The following is an 18,294-nucleotide window of genomic DNA, read 5'->3' as shown; positions in this document are numbered from 1 at the left end:
GCGACCGGTAGCCTCGCGGAGTGGCCGACAACCCTGACGCGCACGCCGTCCGCGACGCGGGCGAGACGGGATTCGTCTCGCCCGCGCCGCTGGCGAAGGATCGGCGTTCCGCGGATTGGCGGGACCTTCCCGGGCGCACCGACCCGCTGACCGCCGACCTCTCCGGGGTGATCGGCGGTCCCGTCGGACGGCATGCGGTCGTCGGGCGCAGCCGGTTCTTCACGCCGATGCGCGCCATTCTGTTGCTGGCGATCGTGTTTCTCGCGCTCGGCTGGTTCGCGAAGGCGCCGTGCATCCAGCAGGCGCCGGTCGGCGAGAACGGCGCGCTCGGGCTCGACTGGAGTGGCAGCCGGCAGTACGTCGCCATGTGCTATTCGGACACGGTGCCCCTGTACGGGGCGGAACGGTTGAACGAGGGCGCCTTCCCCTACAAGAAGTGGTGGGAGGAAGACGCCGGCAACGGCCAGATTCAGCGCCGCTACATGGAGTACCCGGTGATCTCCGGGCTCTACCAGTACGGTGCGATGACGATCACGAAGTCGTGGGATGCGGTGCACTGGCTGCCCGGTGCGCTGCAGGTCGCGATCTATTTCAACGTCGTCGCGCTCGGTCTGGCGCTGGCGTGGCTGGTCACCGTCTGGGCGAGTGCGCTTCTGGCCGGACGCCGCATCTGGGACGCCGCGCTGATCGCCGGTTCCCCGCTGGTGATCGTGCACGCGTTCACGAATTTCGATCCCCTTGCAACGGCTTTCGCGGCGGGTGGGCTGCTTGCGTGGTCGCGGAAACGTCCGGTGCTCGCCGGGATCCTGCTCGGGCTCGGTGGTGCCGCCAAGCTGTATCCGCTGCTGCTCCTCGGACCTCTGCTGGTGCTGTGCCTGCGCACGGGCAAGGTCCGCGAGTGGTCGGTGACGGCACTGACCGGTATCGGCGCGTGGCTGGCGGTCAATCTGCCCATCGCCCTACTGTTCCCACGCGGCTGGGCCGAATTCTTCCGGCTCAACTCCGAACGCGGCGCCGACCCGGACTCCGTCTACAACGTGATCTCGTCCTTCACCGGCTGGACCGGATTCGACGGCATCCTGTCGGCCGGTCAGGTGCCCACCGTGCTCAACGCCGTGTCCTTCCTGCTGTTCGCCGTCGTGTGCGTCGGGATCGGGTACATCGCGCTGACGGCACCGAGACGGCCGCGACTGATCCAACTGTGTTTCCTGCTGGTCGCGGGTTTCCTCCTCACCAACAAGGTGTGGAGCCCGCAATATTCGCTGTGGCTGGTGCCGCTGGCCGTGCTCGCGTTCCCGCACCGGCGGATCCTGCTGGCCTGGATGACGATCGACGCGCTGGTGTGGGTGCCACGGATGCTCTACTACCTCGGCGTGTCCAACAAGGGACTCCCCGAGCAGTGGTTCACCGCCGCGGTGGTGGTCCGCGACGTCGCGGTCGTGGTCATCTGCGCGCTCGTCATCCGCCAGATCTACCGGCCCGACGAGGACCTCGTGCGGTACGGCTTCATCGACGATCCGGCGGGCGGCGTGCTCGACCAGGCGACCGATGCACAGCCACGGTGGCTGCCCGCCTGGCTACGGCCGCGGCAGCCGGTCGAAGCGGCTCCCGCTCACAGCGTTTCGCCGGCAACCGGTTAGGGCTTCGACAGCACCAGAGCCGCCCCGACCGCGAACACCGCGATCGACAGACCGAGGGCGATCGCGCGGATCGACCACTGACGGGCGTCGGCGGCGGCGCGCACCGAAAGGTCGTACTCGCCCCGCTCCCACAGTCGGTGGACCGTGAGCGAGCGCAGCAGTGCGACGACGCCGAACGGCACGAACGCGATGATCGCAAGAATGGCGAGCGGCAGACTGCTGGCGGGCGGCGGTGCCAGCGGTCCGCCGAGGTCCGCCGAGGTATCCTGCTGCTGCGACGTCATGCGTTGCCTCCCCGTGGTGGAGCCCACGACCGTGGGCGACGAGGTGGAGTATAGACCGTCGAGATTCCCGACTGTGCAGGGCCTTTCGCGCTGTCGGCGGTTACGTCCCGGCTATCGGCCGGTCTCCACTACGGGTGGATGTGCCCGGGCCGCGACCCACGCCGCCACCTGGGTGCGGGAGCTGACGGCCAGCTTGTCGAAGATGTGCTCGACGTGTCCGTCGACGGTGCGCCGCGAGATCACCAACGACTCGGCTATCTGCCGATTGCTGAGGCCCTGGGCGAGCAGGCCGGCGATCTCCTGTTCCCGTTTGGTGAGCGGCGACGCCTCGGCGCGGGGTGGCGCCCTGTTCTCGGTGGGGGTTCCCAGCGCGAGATCGACGGCCTCCTCGATCGTGAGCCGGACCGCAGGCGCTGCGAGTTGGGCGAACTCGCCGGGTCCCACGATGCGGGCAGCGTCGCGCTCCGACGACAGCGAGTCGTCGGTGATGTGCGGGCCGAACGCCGCGACGGACGTGCCGAGCCGATGCCATACACCTTTCGCGGCTCCGCACAGCCTCGCCGCCGCGTTCGCGTCGCCGCTCGACGTGGCCACCCACGACAGCACCTCGATCGACAGGGCCGTGCAGATCTTGTCCTTGAAGTCGCGTTGGATCCGCAAAGCTTGCTGGGCGGCATCGACGGCGTCGTCACCCCGGCCCAGGTGAAAGTACGCGACGCTCGAAACCCACAGGGCGTAGGCCTTGTTCCACTTCTCACCGTGCGCATCCGCCACTGCGATCACGTCACGGCACGTCTCGAGGGCATCGTCGAGCCGGCCGTCGTAGGTCTGCGCCATGCCCATCTCGAACGACGCGGTCAGCACCGAGGCGGTGTCGCCGACGGCGCGGTGGACGGCGATGGCGTCACGGAACAGCCGGATGGCGTCGTCGGGGTGGCCGGAGAACACGGCGTGGATCCCCGCCCAGTGGTCGGCGTGCGCGCGCAGTCGTTCGTCACCGAGCGCGGTCGCGATCGCCGTGCATTCGTCGAGGTGTTCGCGCGCGGCGTCGCGGTCGCCCTGGATGAGTGCGGTCCACGCGGTCACCCACAGCACGTCACCCCGCTCCCGGGTGGGTTCGGTGAGCCGTAGCAGTATCCGCTCGAGCCGAATCCGCCCGTCGGACAGGTTGCCGCCTGCGATCCAGTGGTACCGCAGGGCGACGGCCAGTTCCGCGGCCGCCGCCCGCTGTGAGTCGTCGTGCAGGGCCCAGTCAAGGGCGGCCACGAGATTGGGGTGGTCGATCCGCAGTCCCGCGAGGATCTCGGATTGTCCTGGCCCGCACCAGTCGAGCGACGACCGGCGGGCGCGCTCCGAATAGTGCTCGAGATGTCGCCGGTACAGCTCGTCGTGCTCCCCGCTCAGCTCGAGGAGCTCGTGCCCGTACTCCCGTACCGTCATGAGCTGCGAGTAGCGGAGTCGCTCGGTCGAACGGTCCACGGTGACAAGACATTTTCCGACCAGCCGATCGAGGACGTCGATGACCGGCGTGTCCGTCAGCGCGCCGAACCCACTGATCGCCTCCGCGGCTTCGAGATCGAAGCTTCCGGGGAACACGGCGAGCCGGGACCACAGCAGCCGCTCGGTGTCCGAGCACAGTTCGTAACTCCAGTCGATGAGGGCGCGCAGCGTCTGCTGCCGGGGCATCGCCGCCCGGTCGCCACCGGTGAGGAGCGTGAAACGCTGGTCGAGGCGTTCGACGAGCTGCGACGCGGACAGCGACCGCAGCCGTGCCGCGGCGAGTTCGATCGCGAGCGGGATCCCGTCGAGCTGATTGCACAGCTGCGCGATGGCGGGGGCGTTCGCGTCGGTGAGGCGGAAGTCGGCGACGACGCCCTGCGCGCGTTCCACGAGCAACGACACCGATTCGAACGGGGCGATGTCCGCGGCGCGGCAATCCTCGATGTCACCCGGAGTGCTCAGCGGCGGAAGGACGTACGTGAATTCGCCGGCGATCCCGAGCGGTTCGCGACTCGTGGTGAGGATCCTGACCTCCGGCGCCGAGGCGAGGACCGCACCGACGAAGTCGCGTGCCGCGGACAGTAGATGCTCGCAGTTGTCGAGGACGATCAGCAGGTGCCGGGACTGCAGTTGGTCGATCACTTTGTCCATCACCGCACGGCTCGACTGGTCGGTGACGCCGAGGGCGGCCGCGGCCGCGGAGGGCAGCGCGGCGGGATCGCGGACGGGCGCGAGGTCGATCCACCGGACGGAGTCGCGGAAGGCGCGCGCGGAGCGGACCGCGAGTTCCTCGGCCAGCCGTGTCTTGCCCACGCCGCCGGCACCGAGCAGCGACACGAGCCGGGACTGTTGCAGTCGTGCGCGGGCTTCCTCGATCTCGCGGCGCCGGCCGACGAAGCTGGTCATCGACCTCGTGAGTTCTCTCGAGCGAGTCAGTGGATCTCTCCCGTGTCCGGTTGGCCAGGTGGCACGAACCTACCCCCACCGGTTGTGACGGACAACACAGGTAACCAAGGGGGTGGTTTACCCGGTGTGGGGGTGATGTGACGTGGGTCATTGTCGTTGGCATACCCCGGTTGCCCGCTCGACTCCAGCCGGAACCCATCGCCTCGAGGAGCTCAACACCATGTCAAAGACCCATTTTTCCGCCGATGTCGATGTCGTCGTCGTGGGTGCCGGATTCGCCGGCCTCTACGCGCTGCGCAAGTTGCGCGACACGATGAAGCTGTCGACGCGGGTATTCGAGGCCGGCTCGGACGTGGGCGGCACCTGGTTCTGGAACCGGTACCCCGGTGCCCGCTGCGACATCGAGAGCGTTCACTACTCGTACTCGTTCGACGAGGATCTGCAGCAGGAATGGCAGTGGAGTGAGAAGTTCGCCGGACAGCCGGAGATCCTCCGCTACCTCGAACACGTCGCCGACCGCTTCGACCTGCGTAAGGACATCACGTTCGACACCCGCGTGGTCGGCGTGCATTGGGACGACGAGAACTCGGTGTGGACGGTCCACACCGACGACGGCGCCGTCGTGCGTAGCCGGTACTTCATCTCGGGGGCGGGCAACCTGTCCGTGCCGAAGACGCCGGAGTTCGGCGGCATCGACAACTTCCGCGGGGAGGTGCTGCTCACCGGCAACTGGCCGCGTGAGGGCGCCGACTTCACCGGCAAGCGGGTGGCCGTGATCGGGACCGGAGCCAGCGGCATCCAGGCCATCCCGTTCATTGCCGAGGACGCGGCCGAACTGGTGGTCTTCCAGCGCACCCCCAACTTCGCGACCCCCCTCGGCAACGGTCCGATCGACCCGGACGAGATGGCCGGCGTCAAGGCGAACTACGGTGCGGTGCGCGATGCCGCCCGCAACCACTTCCTCGGGGTCCCGTTCGACCAGGTGCAGCCCTCCGCGCTGGCGGTGAGCACCGACGAGCGTCGCCGCACGTTCGACGCGCGCTGGAACGCCGGCGGGTTCCGGTTGTTCATCGACTCCTACCAGGACATCCTGTTCGACAAGAAGGCCAACGACACGATCGCCGACTACATCCGGGATCGGATCCGCGAGCGGGTGCAGGATCCGGAGAAGGCCGCGACGCTGGCGCCGACGGGCTATGCGTACGGCACCAAGCGTCCCCCGCTCGAGACCAACTACTACGAGGCGTTCAACCGCGACTCGGTGAGCGTCGTCGACGTCAAGTCCACCCCGATCGACGAGATCACCGAGACCGGGGTCCGGGTCGGTGACCGCGTCTACGAGGTCGACACCATCGTGCTCGCAACCGGGTTCGACGCGATGACCGGACCGCTGATGGCCATGGACATCCGCGGTCGCGGTGGGCTATCGCTGGCGCAGAAGTGGGAGCACGGTCCCAAGACCTACCTCGGCATCATGGTCAACGAGTTCCCGAACCTGTTCCTCATCACCGGACCGCAGTCGCCGTCGGTGCTCTACAACATGCCCCTCGCCATCGAGGACCACGTCGACTTCGCGACCGACGCGATCGACTACCTGGACCGCCGCGACCTCGACGTCATCGAGCCCACCGTGCAGGCCGAAAGCGATTGGGGTGCTTTGACGAACGACATCGCCAACCAAACCCTGCTGCCGGAGACGAACTCCTGGTACATGGGCGCGAACATTCCCGGCAAGCCTCGTGCCTGCATGGTCTACCTCGGCGGAGCCCCCACCTATCGGGCGACGTGCGCAGAGGTGGTGGCCGGCGGTTACTCCGGTTTCGCGCTCACCCGGGCGGAGGCCCGCGTGGCCTCCACCGTGTCCTGAACCCCGAACCCCGAACCCCGACGAAGGAGACCGACATGGCACTCGACGCACACGCAGCAGACCTGATCGCCGGATTACAAGCGCAGGGGCTGAAGGCTTTCGAGCACAGCACCGTGGAGGAGGTGCGGGCGGTCGTGGCGACGTTCGCCGGACTGCAGGCGCCGCCCGAACCCGTCGCCCGGGTGGCGGACGGGCACTACGAGAGCGGCGGAGCGCAGATCGCGCTGCGGGTCTACGTGCCGGAGGGTGAGGCACCGCACCCGGTGGTCCTGTACTTCCACGGCGGTGGGTTCGTCGCCGGCGACCTCGACGTCATCGACGAACCGGCGCGCGCGGTCGCGAACGGCGCCGGCGCGATCGTCGTCGCCGCGACGTACCGCCGCGCCCCGGAACACCGGTTCCCGGCCGCCGCCGACGACGCGTCCGCCGCCCTGCGGTGGGTGGCCGACCATGTCGACAGCTACGGAGGTGACCCAGGCAACGTCGTCGTCATGGGTGACAGCGCCGGCGGCAACCTGGCCACCGTCACCGCGTTGCGGGCCCGGGACGAGGGCGGACCGCGCCTGCGGGGACAGGTGCTGATCTACCCGGTGATCAACCCGAACGCGGACTTCCCGTCCCGGCAGGAGTTCGCCGAGGGGTACGTGATCGGAGCCGGGGACCTCGACTGGTTCTGGAGCAACTACCTGTCCTCCCCCGAGGACGCGGAACACCCGTACGCGGTGCCGAGTTGCGCCGACTGCCTCGAGGGGTTGCCGCCGGCCCTCGTGCTCACCACCGAGAACGAGGTGGCCCGCGACGAGGCGGAGGCGTACGCCGAATCGCTGCGGAAGGCCGGGGTCGACACCGAGGCGATCCGCTTCGACGGTCTGATTCACGGCGCGTTCTGGATGTCCGGGGCGGTTCCGCGCAGTGCCGACATGCGCTCGGCGGTCATCGAGTTCGTGAAGAGGGTGACGGCCCCCGCTCCCGTCGGGTGACGTGATCCGACCGTGTCAGCCCTCGACTCGTGCCTCGAGTCGGGGGCAGATGCGCGGCCACTCCTCGTCGATCATCGAGAACAGTGCGGTGTTGCGCCAGGTCCCGTCGCGGCGACGCCGATGCTTGCGCAGGATTCCCTCGAACTCGGCCCCCAGTTTCGCGATGGCGCCGCGGGAGTGGGCGTTGCGCTCGTCGGTGTGCCATTCGACGCGGACCGCGCCGAGATCCTCGAACGCCCGCCGCAGCAACAGCAATTTCGCGTCCGGATTGATGAGCGTGCCCTGCGCGGAACGGGACAACCAGGTGTGCCCGATCGCGAGGCTGCGGTTCTTCGGGTCGATCAGATACAGCGACGTCGAGCCGACGATCCTCTCGGTGGTGATGTCGATCTGCGCATACGCGAGGCGGGTCGGATCTTCGTCGGCGGTGCGGACGAACGCCACCGCGTCGTCGCGGTCGGCGATCGCTGCGGACGTCCAGTGGAAGATGCGGGGGTCGTCGACGGCGTCCAGCAGGCCGTCGACGTGGTCCTCGCCCAGTGGTTCGAGTCGTACGTGCCGTCCGGTCAGCGTGGGGTGCGCGAACCAGGATTCGCTCATCGCACCGGCTCGGGAGATTTCAGCACCGGCCGCCTGCCGGATTCGGGACCGGTGCGCCCGCGGACGGGCGGATGCCGTTGGGCGGCGCGCAGGAACACGAAGAACAGCACCACCAGCAGTCCCGCGCGGCCCCACACCCCGAACTCCACCAGAACCTCGAACGTCGACGCGTCGGTCTGGGCGGCGAGGGCGCCGAAGTATTTGAAGACGCCGATCCCCATCGACAGGTCGGCCACCAGATATGCCGCGACGAGCCCCCACGGGACGCGCAGCAGGACGAAGAACGGGATGAGCCACAACGTGTACTGCGGCGAATGCACCTTGTGCAGCAGCAGGAATCCGCAGAGCATGGCGGCGCTGACCGCGATCCACGGGTAGACGCCGTCGCGTTGGAACCGCAGCCAGCCGAGCCGCAGGGCGATCGCGAACGCGGCGCAGACGAGGAGTGGCGACAGCAGGCTCACCGTCTGGTCGTACGCGGGGAGCGGGACGTCGTCGGCGACCGGACCGAACAGCGGCCGCAGGCCCCAGTACCAGATGGAGTTGGTCGTGAGGTCGGCCTGACGGTTCTCCTGGAACGTGAACGACGCCCGCCATCCGCTGTAGGAGATGAGGGCGAACGGCAGGTTCACCGCCACGACGGTGGTGATCGCGGCCACCGCGACCATCACCGCGCCGCGCACGTCGTAGCGCCGCCCGGCGATGCCGTTCCGGGTGAGGACGTAGGCGATCAGCGGCAACACGAACGCACCCGGATACACCTTCAGGCAGAAACCGACGGCGAGGAGCACCGCCGCGAGGACGGCCCGGCCGCGGAGCGGGACCCGTTCAAGTGTCATGACGAAGATCGCGGCCACCGACGTCGCGACCACCGGCAGTTCCCAGTTGTGGAACGCGTACAGCACCAGCGGCGGAGTGGCCGACCACAGCAGCGCCCACCAGCCGGCCAGCCGTCCCAGCATCCACGCCGTGAGCAGGCCGAACGGAGCGAGGATCAGCGCCGAGTGCAGCAGGAACTCGGCGTCGGTGTGTGAACCGATGCCGCCGAGCCACATCAGCACACCGCTCAGCACCGGGTACTCCACGGTGCCGCCGGTGAGGATGCCGTCGGCGTTGATTCCCCCGGTGACGTACGGAAAAACGTGCAGGTTGACGTCGCGTCCGAGCCACAGGAACTGGATGTCGGAGTAGCAGACCTGTGTGTCCTTGATGCGGTCGAAGATCAGGCTTCGCCCGACGCCGTCGAACGGCGCCCCGGCGCACCGCGCCTTCTGCAGGTAGCCGGCGAGCATGGCGAGGCCCGCCAACCCGACGACGAGCGCCGTGATCGGCGACCGCTGCCGAGCTCCGATATGCATGAATCCACATTAGGGTGCGCGGGCCTCCGCGTGCGAAGCGGAAACGCCGCGGGTGCGGAGGTCAGTCGCTCGGCCGGCGCAGGGCGTCGGGTTTGTGGACGGCGTCCCGCCCGCTCTTGTCGCTGACGACGCGGTACTGCGGGTCGTCCTCGGACGCCCGCACCGTGCGGCCTGCCGCCTCGGTGTCCTCGGTGATCTTCTCCTCGACCGTCCCCGACGTGGTGGTGCCGTGGGTCTTCCACTCCACCTCGTCGCCCTGTCGGAATTTCTTCTCTTCTGCCATCGTGTCGGCGTACCCCGCGGTTCCCGGCGTCACACCGGTCGGCCTGATTTCGCTGGTCAGGGGCTCGTCGTGTAACCTGCAAAGGTTGCTGACGCAACGACCCTCCTGCCACGGACAGTCCGTGGCCGTTTTCACTAGTCCATAGGAGGTGATGAGGTCTTATGCGTCATTACGAATTGATGGTCATCCTTGACCCCAGCCTGGACGAGCGCACTGTTGCTCCTTCGCTGGATACGTTCCTCAATGTTGTTCGCCAGGACGGCGGCAAGATCGACAAGGTCGATGTCTGGGGTAAGCGTCGTCTCGCCTACGAGATCCTGAAGCACAGCGAAGGCATCTACGCGGTGATCGACATCAGCGCTACTCCCGCCACCGTCGCAGAGCTCGACCGTCAGCTCGGTCTGAACGAGTCGGTGCTGCGTACGAAGGTTCTGCGCCACAACAAGTGATTTCTGTCGGTCACCAGCCCTAGGCTCGTGCCCAACCGAACTCCACATTCTGCAGGAGGAACCATATGGCAGGCGACACCGTCATCACCGTCATCGGAAACTTGACGGCTGATCCGGAGCTCCGATTCACCCCCGCGGGTGCCGCGGTCGCGAACTTCACTGTCGCGTCCACGCCCCGCACCTTCGACCGTCAGACCAATGAATGGAAAGACGGCGAAGCGCTGTTTCTGCGTTGCAACATCTGGCGCGAGGCAGCCGAGAACGTCGCGGAGAGCTTGACCCGTGGCTCGCGAGTGATCGTGAGCGGCCGGCTCAAGCAGCGTTCGTACGAAACTCGTGAAGGTGAAAAGCGCACTGTCGTCGAGCTCGAGGTCGACGAGATCGGCCCCTCGCTGAGGTACGCCACGGCCAAGGTCAACAAGGCCAACCGTGGTGGCGGCAGCGGCGGTGGCTTCGGTTCCTCCGGCGGATCGGGCGGCGGACGTCCGCAATCCAACACCGGCGGAGATGATCCGTGGGGCAGTGCGCCGCAGGCGTCCGGCTCCTTCGGAGGCTCTGGTGGCGGGAGCGACGAACCCCCGTTCTGATCCGTACCTGATCGGAACATCCAGAAAAGAGCAAACTAATGCCGAAGCCGCCCTTGCGCGACAAGGTAATGAAGAAGAAGATCTGCATCTTCTGCAAAGAGAAGAACACGCAGATCAACTACAAGGACACGACGCTTCTGCGTAAGTACGTCAGCGACCGCGGCAAGATCCGCGCGCGCCGTGTCACCGGCAACTGCGTCCAGCACCAGCGCGACGTTGCCATTGCCGTCAAGAACTCACGTGAGGTGGCGTTGCTGCCTTACGCCACCGTGGCTCGCTAAGGAAAGGGAGGAAAGACATGAAGCTCATCCTCACCGCTGACGTGGACAACCTCGGTGCGCCTGGCGACACCGTCGAGGTCAAGGACGGCTACGGCCGCAACTACCTGCTGCCCCGCGGCCTGGCCATCGTCGCCACCCGTGGTGCCGAGAAGCAGGTCGAAGGCATCCGTCGTGCGCAGGAAGCCCGCGCCGTTCGCGGACTCGACCACGCCAAGGAGCTCAAGGACGCCATCGAGGGCCTCGAGAACGTTTCGCTGTCGGTCAAGACCGCCGGTGACTCGGGCAAGCTCTTCGGTTCGGTTACCGCCGCCGACGTCGCCGGTGCCATCAAGGCCGCCGGTGGACCCGTCGTCGACAAGCGCAGCCTGGAGCTGCCGAAGGCTCACATCAAGGCGACCGGCAAGCACGCCATCGTCGTGAACCTGCACCCCGACGTGGTTGCGAAGTTCCACCTGAACGTCGTCGGCGCCTAGTCGACTCGTTTACTCACAGGCCCCCCGGACGCCTCGGCGTGTGGGGGGTCTGTGCTTGTCGATTCCGGCTTACAGCCGCCCTCTCGAGCCCCGTTTTCACCGGTGTGAAGCACGCAGAGGAGCGGCTTCCAGCTGTGTCTGGAAGTTAGCCGCCCCGCCGACGATCTGTGAGGTGAATCATATTGCCACGCAGGGGCGACCAACTCAACACGCCCGAGTCGTCAACGCGAAAGACACGCCGAACGGGTTTTCATCCACAGTGGTGAGAATCTAAAAAACGGCCCTGATCTGGGTCTTTGGGATTGTGAAATGCACTTATCCTCAGGTTATCCCCATGGGGTTAACAAACGTACCCAGCAGTTTCCACAATTTGTCCCCAACTGTGTACACAGGCTGGTTTGAACAGCGGGTAGCTAATCCCTAACGTCGTCCCGGCGTGTCTCGCGATCACGACGCCGGCTGCCGCGAAGAGCCTGCGAAGGTTGTCGGTAGGGGCGAGTACAAAGAGTTCGGGGCACCAACACCGGGAAGCATTTTCCGGGGTGGCGCAACAGTGATGGGGAAGGTCGGTCGAGTGGCTGTAGTAGACGATCGGGGCCGTTCCGAATACCCGGGTCCGCCTGACGCGGAGCCCGGCGAAGAGTTCGGCCGGCAGCCACCTCAGGACATGGCGGCGGAGCAGTCGGTGCTCGGCGGCATGCTCCTCAGCAAGGACGCCATCGCGGACGTGCTCGAGGTGCTCCGTCCCGGCGACTTCTACCGTCCCGCGCATCAGTCGGTGTACGACGTGATCCTGGACCTCTACAGCCGCGGTGAGCCCGCCGACCCGGTCACAGTGTCTGCGGAACTGGACCGTCGTGGCGAGCTCCGCCGCATCGGTGGAGCGCCCTATCTGGTGACGCTCACGCAGACGGTGCCCACCGCCGCCAACGCCGGCTACTACGCCGAGATCGTGGCGGAGAAAGCCATCCTGCGTCGCCTCGTCGACGCCGGCACCCGCATCGTCCAGTACGGCTACACCGGCGCCGACGGTCAGGACGTCGCCGAGGTCGTCGATCGCGCGCAGGCCGAGATCTTCGAGGTCACCGAACGCCGCACCACCGAAGACTTCGTCCCCCTCGAAGAGCTCCTGCAGCCCACGATGGACGAGATCGACTCCATCGCCAGCCGCGGCGGCATCTCCCTCGGTGTGCCCACCGGCTTCGTCGAACTCGACGAGATCACCAACGGCCTCCACCCCGGCCAGATGATCATCGTCGCGGCCCGACCCGGTGTGGGCAAGGCGCTGGCCCTCGACACTCCCCTCGCCACGCCCACCGGCTGGACCACCATGGGTGACGTCCAGGTCGGCGATCACCTCATCGACGCCGACGGCAAGCCCACCCGAGTCGTCGCTGCCACCGACGTCATGGTCGGCAGGCCCTGTTACGAGGTGGAATTCTCGGACGGCACCGTCCTCGTCGCCGACGAGCAGCATCAGTGGTTGACGGACGTCGACGGCCAGGCTGCCGTCCGCACCACGGCTCACATCGCCGGTTCGGTAGATGGCGGGCACCAGGTCGCGCATACCCGTGCGCTGCAGTTGCCGACGTCGACTGTGCGCGTCGACCCCTACGCGCTGGGTGCTTCGCTCACCGTCCAGGGCATCCCCGATCCTGAAGTGCCCGTCGGTGCGGAGGAACTCACCGTTCCGGCTGGTGCCAAGCGGATCCCGGCGGAACTGTTGCGCGGTTCGGAGTCGGAGCGTCGCGAGTTGCTGGCCGGCCTGCTCGATGTGGCGGGGTCGGTTGTCGACGACGGCTCGGTGCGGTTCGAGACCGCAAACCTTCCGTTGTCGGAGGATGTCGCCGAACTTGTCGTCGGGTTGGGATACGACTGCCGTCGTGTCGACGGTGACGTCAACTTCTGCGCAGATGAAGACGTGTTCCAGCTTCATCGGAAGGCGATCCGGCACAAGGAGCTTCGCGGCGAGATCAGCGGTTCGCGCCTCATCGTCGCGGTGCGCCCGATCACGAGTGTCCCCGTGCGTTGCGTCGAGGTCGACAACGCCGACCACATGTACCTCGCGGGCCGTTCTATGGTGCCGACCCACAACTCCACGCTCGGCATGGACTTCCTGCGCTCCTGCTCCGTGAAGCACGGCATGGCCAGCGTCATGTTCTCGCTCGAGATGAGCAAGACCGAGATCGTCATGCGTCTGCTGTCGGCGGAGGCGAAGATCAAGCTCGGCGACATGCGCTCCGGAAAGATGACCGACGACGACTGGACGAAGCTCGCCCGCCGTATGAGCGAGATCAGTGAGGCGCCGCTGTTCATCGACGACTCCCCCAACCTGACGATGATGGAGATCCGCGCAAAAGCCCGGCGGCTCAAGCAGAAACACGACATCAAGCTCATCGTGATCGACTACCTGCAGCTGATGAGCTCGGGTAAGAAGGTCGAGTCACGTCAGCAGGAAGTCTCCGAGTTCTCCCGTAGCCTCAAGCTTTTGGCGAAGGAACTCGAAGTTCCCGTGGTCGCGATCTGCCAGTTGAACCGTGGTCCCGAGCAGCGACAGGACAAGCGTCCCCAGGTGGCCGACCTTCGTGAGTCGGGATCGCTCGAGCAGGATGCCGACATGGTCATCCTTCTCTACCGTCCCGACGCCACCGAACGCGACGACCCGCGCGGCGGCGAGGCCGACCTCATCCTCGGCAAGCACCGTAACGGACCCACAGCGACTATCACTGTGGCGCACCAGCTTCACCTGTCCAAGTTCGTCGACATGGCGCGGGGTTAGGCTGCTGCTGCTGCGCTGCTGTAGGTTCCGGAGCTAGATGAGAAGCGGACGAGCGACTTCGGCGGCACTGAGTGCCGAACTGCGATTCGAGCGCGGGTAGATCGAGATCTGACTTCTCGTGCCCGCGTATCTCGGGAAGGTCAAGGAAACCCGGGCCGTACGACAGTGGGCCGCCGGCACACGCGCCATCAACAACGAAACCGACGTCGAACGACTCCACATCGCCTACCGTGCCGCCCGGCTCATCGCCGACCGGACACCCCTGCCGTGGTGCAGACCTGGTTCCAGGGTCCGAACCCGATCCTCGACGACCAACCACCGGCGCTGCTGCTGCGCGCAGGCGACCTCAGCGATGTCGGCCCGAAGGTCCTCGCGGCGGCACGTCAGTTCGTTGGCGCTGCAGGGTGACTCGGAAATAGGAAAGTTGGCAATGTTGTGTACCTTCTCGCGTGGTGGCGGACCGTCGCCGATGCATGAGCCTGCAGTCGCCTGATCGGCTCGAGTAAGGGACTTCGATCGAAGGCGTCTGTCTGCCAGTGGCTCGCCGTGATTCCCGGATTCGGACGTCCTACCCAGAATGGGCATCTTCCCGACCTCAGCAGAACGGCCCAGCGGAGGCCAGTTCCTCGCCGCTCGGGGATCCACCACGGGGGACTCACCCTTCTGCTCCGGCGGTACGGCCAGCGGCACGCACGGGTACTGGCGGGTGACAGCAACATGCCCCGACGCGGCCGCTACTCGAGCCATCTCGTTGTCGTCCCGCACGATCTTTCGAAACCCGGGTTTGACCGCAGCTTTGCGGCATAGCATGTCGAGATCCGAGCCCCGGCTCCGTCCCAGCATCGAATCGGCAAGGCGACAATTGGAGGATGGATCCATGGCACACGTACAACGTTTCGACCACATCGGCATTACCGTCGCGGACCTCGAGCCGGTAACGGCGTTCTTCGTCGGACTAGGTCTCGAGGTCGAGGGCACCGGATCCGTGGAGGGCGAGTTCGTGGAGACCGTCTGCGGCATCCCAGGCGCGCACTGTGAGATCGTGATGCTGCGGCCGCCCGACGGAGGGTCCCGGTTGGAGCTCGCGGCCTTCGTCACGCCCGACCACGTGCCCGGATCGCCCACGGCGATGGCCAACGAGCTTGGGCTGCGCAACGTGTCCTTCGAGGTCGGCGACCTCCAGGCGGCCGTCGACGCGGTGGCGGCGGATGGGTACGGGCTCATCGGCGGCATCGGCGAGTACGAGAACAGCGTGCGAATGGCCTACGTGCGTGGGCCCGAAGGGATCATCGTGTCCCTGTTCGAGCAGATCGACTGACGCGCGAGCGTTACCCAATCCGTCGCCATGGACGCGGCGGTAGCTCGACAACGTTACAGAATGCCCGTCTGTAGCCGTCCGTCCGTACGCCGATCCCCTTGCGGAACCGACTGTCCGCAGGCGTACTGACGGCCGGACTTGCCCCCTCTCGTAGGGTCTCGCTACGGGTGGCATCTTGGAGAAGCTGCGACGTGGGTGTTTCTGGTTTGTCTTACGGTTTGGCCACCGCATTCCTGTGTCAAACTTCTGACATCTCTTCTGTCGTCACTGTCGTCACTGTGCCGGGGACGAACTCGTGGTGCGGGTGCATGCTGCGGGGGTCAACGTGTTGGACTGGTTGCTGGGCGAAGGCGGGTTCGAACACTTTCCCGATGTTCCGCTGCCGTGGATTCCGGGGTGGGACGTCTCGGGAGTAGTGGAAGTGGTCGGTGACGGCGTCAGCGGGTTCCAGCAGGGCGACAGCGTCTATGGAATGGTTCAGCTGCCCGAACCCGGAAACGCCTACGCCGAATACGGGCAGTTCCCGCCGGTCAGGTCGTCGCCAAGCCGCCCCTCCTGGACCACATACAAGCGGCGGCGTTGCCGATGACCGGATTGACGGCGTGGCGGGCCCCCGTCGACGAGGCCGGTCTACAACGCGGGCAGCGCGTGTTGATCCATGCCGCCGCGGGCGGTGTCGGCCATCTGGCCGTGCAATGTGCGAAGGCCCTCGGAGCGCACGAGTTCGTCGACTACCGCGAGCAGAGGTTCGAGACGTCGGTGGCGCCGGGTGCATGCCGTGATCGACACGGTCGGCGGCACCGTCCAACAGCGGTCCCTCGACGTGTTGAAGCGAGACGGGGTTCTCGTCGCCCTGTCAGCGGAGGTCCCGGACGAGGTCAAGGCCGAAGCCGAGCGACGCGGTATACGGACGCGATACTTCAGCGTCGAACCGAACGCTGACACGCTGACCAAGATCTCCCGGCTCGTCGCTAACGGCAGAGTGCGGACCACGGTCAGCTCGGTGTATCCCTCGCCGAGGCTCGAGCTGCCCACGAAGAGGGCCGGGCAGGACACGTCCGAGGGTCCCTGTGTTTGTCAAGGCGACGGGATTCGAACACCTCGGGTGAGAAGCATGGTGCGGGTCGACGAGGGAAGCGTCGGCCCGCACCATTTCTGCACCGGCTTGACGCACCCATTCGGGCATCCCAACCGGACGGGTTAAACAGCAATCTGCCATCTCAGAGCCATACCGGCCCACGCCCCCCAGCGGGACGCGCCGCTGAAGGTTCCGCTTGCGGCGAGAATTGCTCCCTAGCCAGGGTTCCCGGATTCCATGTCGAGTGTCTCCAATCGAGGATCGGATAGAACAACCTCGACTACTGCCGCATCGTTCGTTGCTAACAGGGTGCTGTCGGAATCAATTCCGGTCGCGACGCACCAGGTGCGATCGTCCGGCCACCAGAAATTTGGGCATAGGAACGGGTGAGGGAACCGCGGGAGCTCACGTTGGGGTAGGAACCGAATACGCCGGAAAGGGGCCGCGGCCCGCTGTAGGTCCTGGTCAGGTGCGGTCTGCTGTGGCCGCTTCGGGTGTGGATAAGGTTTTGCGGTCCGGGTGGTGATCTTGCTGGGGTGTCGGGTTGGCGTCGATCGATCGGACCGCTTACCCGCGGTTCAAGCGGGTGGTCTCCGCGCAGGAGCTGGCAGAAGCGTTCACGCCGACGCCTGACGAGGTCGCGTGGGCACGCGAGAAGACACAGAGCGATCCTCACCTGCTTGCCCTGGCGGTGCGGCTGAAGGCGTATCAGCGGCTCGGGTACTTCCCGAAGCTGTATGACATCCCGGCCGTGGTCGTCGACACCGTGCGCGGCGTGCTGGACCTGCCCGGCGGTGTGAACCCGGAGACGGACGCGGACCGCACCGCGAAACGGCACCGTAAGTTCGTCCGCGAGTACCTGGGTGTGAGGTACGAGGCGGCGAAGGTGCGGGCGGTCGCCGAACAGGCGATCCGGGCGGCGGCGGCGACCAAGGACAACCCGGCCGACCTGATCAACGTGGCACTGGAGGAACTGGTCCGGGCCCGCTGCGAACTACCGGGGTACACGACGCTCGATGCAATGGCCGCGACGATCCGCGCGGAAGTCAACGGCGAGTTCTTCGCCCTGGTATCGGGACGCCCGGCGTGGGCCGAGCGGGCCAGACTGGACCGGCTGCTGGTGGTGGACCCGGCAACGCGGCGCAGCGAATTCGACCGGATCAAGACCCCGGTGCAAGCGGCGACGGTGGGCAAGTTCAAGGCGCGCCTGGCGCATGTGCAGGCACTGGACGCGATCGGGCCGACCGAGGCGTGGCTCGACGGTGTTCCGCCGGGCAAGGTCGCCCACTTCGCCGGTGAGGCGCGGGTCGCGGGCGTCGATGACATGCGCAAGACCGGCGAGGCCAAGCGGGTGACGTTGCTGGTCGCCCTGGTGCACCAGCAGCGGGTGGAGGCCCGCGACGAGGTGGTGACCATGTTCTGCAAACGCATGGCCGCCCTGCACAAGAAGGGCCGCGAGCGCCTGGAGGAGCTGCGCGAGGCGCACCGCGCGGAGACGGAGCGGCCGAACGGGCCGGGCGGTTGCTGCTCAAGACACTGGACTCCGCCGGTGGGCTGGAGCAGCTGTCCTCGGCGTACGAGGCGGTGTCGGCGTATCACGGCAACAACTACCTGCCGCTGCTGGAGCGGTTTTACCGCTCGCACCGCCCGGCGCTGTTCACACTGGTCGACGCCCTGGACATGGTGCCCGCGACCGCGGATCGCAGCGTGCTGGACGCGGTGGAGTTCATTCGTGCCAACCGCCACCGGCGCGGTGACTGGATCGAGGAGACGACCACCCACAGCCGTGACGGACAGCAGCACCCGGTCACCGTGGACGTCGACGCATTCGCGAGCGTGATGTGGCGCAAGGTGCTGCGAGACGGGAAGAACCGGCCGGGGATGCTGTCGCGGCGGCACCTGGAGGTGTGC

General features: G+C 66.7%; 18 protein-coding genes and 1 pseudogene. 13 read left to right on the top strand and 6 right to left on the bottom strand.

Annotated elements, in window-relative coordinates:
- Positions 1-20 precede the first annotated feature (20 nt).
- Positions 21-1,640, top strand: a complete 1,620-nt coding sequence (locus tag FND50_RS35505; RefSeq protein WP_144288873.1) for a glycosyltransferase family 87 protein — start codon at positions 21-23, stop codon at positions 1,638-1,640.
- Here the strand turns inward: FND50_RS35505 and FND50_RS35500 are convergent.
- On the bottom strand, positions 1,637-1,924 hold the full coding sequence (locus FND50_RS35500; RefSeq protein WP_144288872.1) for a CD225/dispanin family protein: 288 nt from the start codon (positions 1,922-1,924) through the stop codon (positions 1,637-1,639). The two genes, FND50_RS35505 and FND50_RS35500, sit on opposite strands and share 4 nt — an antisense overlap.
- Before the next feature lie 111 nt (positions 1,925-2,035).
- On the bottom strand, positions 2,036-4,330 hold the full coding sequence (locus FND50_RS35495) for a LuxR C-terminal-related transcriptional regulator (protein ID WP_144288871.1): 2,295 nt from the start codon (positions 4,328-4,330) through the stop codon (positions 2,036-2,038).
- Positions 4,331-4,550: 220 nt separating this feature from the next.
- Here FND50_RS35495 and FND50_RS35490 point away from each other — a divergent pair, with 220 nt between their 5' ends.
- Both FND50_RS35490 and FND50_RS35485 read left to right on the top strand, forming a co-directional pair.
- Positions 4,551-6,197 (top strand): NAD(P)/FAD-dependent oxidoreductase, encoded by a 1,647-nt coding sequence (locus FND50_RS35490; RefSeq protein ID WP_144288870.1) that lies wholly within the window; start codon positions 4,551-4,553, stop codon positions 6,195-6,197.
- A gap of 35 nt (positions 6,198-6,232) precedes the next feature.
- The gene (locus FND50_RS35485) at positions 6,233-7,177 is read left to right on the top strand and encodes an alpha/beta hydrolase (protein WP_144288869.1); all 945 of its coding nucleotides are present in this window, start codon (positions 6,233-6,235) and stop codon (positions 7,175-7,177) included.
- Between the two features lie 15 nt (positions 7,178-7,192).
- Here the strand turns inward: FND50_RS35485 and FND50_RS35480 are convergent, their stop codons facing one another.
- From FND50_RS35480 to FND50_RS35470, 3 genes are all read right to left on the bottom strand, one after another.
- Positions 7,193-7,777 (bottom strand): GNAT family N-acetyltransferase, encoded by a 585-nt coding sequence (locus FND50_RS35480; protein WP_144288868.1) that lies wholly within the window; start codon positions 7,775-7,777, stop codon positions 7,193-7,195.
- On the bottom strand, positions 7,774-9,135 hold the full coding sequence (locus FND50_RS35475) for a glycosyltransferase family 87 protein (RefSeq protein ID WP_144288867.1): 1,362 nt from the start codon (positions 9,133-9,135) through the stop codon (positions 7,774-7,776). Before FND50_RS35475 ends, FND50_RS35480 begins: the two co-directional genes overlap by 4 nt.
- A gap of 61 nt (positions 9,136-9,196) precedes the next feature.
- Complete coding sequence (locus FND50_RS35470; RefSeq protein ID WP_157792784.1) at positions 9,197-9,418, bottom strand: DUF2945 domain-containing protein; 222 nt, start codon at positions 9,416-9,418, stop codon at positions 9,197-9,199.
- Between the two features lie 161 nt (positions 9,419-9,579).
- Between FND50_RS35470 and rpsF the strand changes: the two genes are divergently transcribed.
- From rpsF to FND50_RS37500, 8 genes and pseudogenes are all read left to right on the top strand, one after another.
- A complete protein-coding gene (rpsF, locus tag FND50_RS35465) occupies positions 9,580-9,867 on the top strand; it encodes a 30S ribosomal protein S6 (RefSeq protein WP_005249677.1) in 288 nt (95 codons plus the stop codon).
- Positions 9,868-9,932: 65 nt separating this feature from the next.
- Positions 9,933-10,454, top strand: a complete 522-nt coding sequence (locus FND50_RS35460; RefSeq protein WP_005249678.1) for a single-stranded DNA-binding protein — start codon at positions 9,933-9,935, stop codon at positions 10,452-10,454.
- 38 nt (positions 10,455-10,492) lie between these two features.
- Positions 10,493-10,735, top strand: a complete 243-nt coding sequence (rpsR, locus tag FND50_RS35455) for a 30S ribosomal protein S18 (protein WP_005249686.1) — start codon at positions 10,493-10,495, stop codon at positions 10,733-10,735.
- A gap of 17 nt (positions 10,736-10,752) precedes the next feature.
- Positions 10,753-11,208 (top strand): 50S ribosomal protein L9, encoded by a 456-nt coding sequence (gene rplI / locus FND50_RS35450; RefSeq protein ID WP_005249695.1) that lies wholly within the window; start codon positions 10,753-10,755, stop codon positions 11,206-11,208.
- Positions 11,209-11,782: 574 nt separating this feature from the next.
- Positions 11,783-13,987 (top strand): replicative DNA helicase, encoded by a 2,205-nt coding sequence (gene dnaB / locus FND50_RS35445; protein ID WP_144288866.1) that lies wholly within the window; start codon positions 11,783-11,785, stop codon positions 13,985-13,987.
- Positions 13,988-14,105: 118 nt separating this feature from the next.
- A pseudogene (locus FND50_RS35440) lies at positions 14,106-14,395 on the top strand (hypothetical protein).
- Between the two features lie 469 nt (positions 14,396-14,864).
- Entirely contained in the window at positions 14,865-15,305 is a 441-nt protein-coding gene (locus FND50_RS35435) for a VOC family protein (protein WP_144288865.1), read from the top strand.
- Between the two features lie 295 nt (positions 15,306-15,600).
- Complete coding sequence (locus FND50_RS37500; protein ID WP_260850850.1) at positions 15,601-15,894, top strand: alcohol dehydrogenase catalytic domain-containing protein; 294 nt, start codon at positions 15,601-15,603, stop codon at positions 15,892-15,894.
- Between the two features lie 41 nt (positions 15,895-15,935).
- On the opposite strand, the gene FND50_RS37495 is transcribed toward FND50_RS37500, so the two are convergent.
- Positions 15,936-16,094, bottom strand: coding sequence for a hypothetical protein (locus tag FND50_RS37495; RefSeq protein WP_260850849.1), 159 nt, complete (start codon positions 16,092-16,094; stop codon positions 15,936-15,938).
- Between FND50_RS37495 and FND50_RS37490 the strand changes: the two genes are divergently transcribed.
- The gene (locus tag FND50_RS37490) at positions 16,084-16,509 is read left to right on the top strand and encodes a zinc-binding dehydrogenase (RefSeq protein ID WP_260850848.1); all 426 of its coding nucleotides are present in this window, start codon (positions 16,084-16,086) and stop codon (positions 16,507-16,509) included. The genes FND50_RS37495 and FND50_RS37490 overlap by 11 nt on opposite strands.
- A 418-nt stretch (positions 16,510-16,927) precedes the next feature.
- Positions 16,928-18,223 (top strand): DUF4158 domain-containing protein, encoded by a 1,296-nt coding sequence (locus FND50_RS37485; protein WP_260850847.1) that lies wholly within the window; start codon positions 16,928-16,930, stop codon positions 18,221-18,223.
- The last annotated feature ends 71 nt before the right edge of the window (positions 18,224-18,294 follow it).

Source organism: Rhodococcus sp. WB9 (genome assembly GCF_007558985.1).
In the GTDB taxonomy this organism is placed as follows: domain Bacteria; phylum Actinomycetota; class Actinomycetes; order Mycobacteriales; family Mycobacteriaceae; genus Rhodococcus_F; species Rhodococcus_F opacus.
This window is presented reverse-complemented; position numbering and strand designations above follow the sequence as displayed.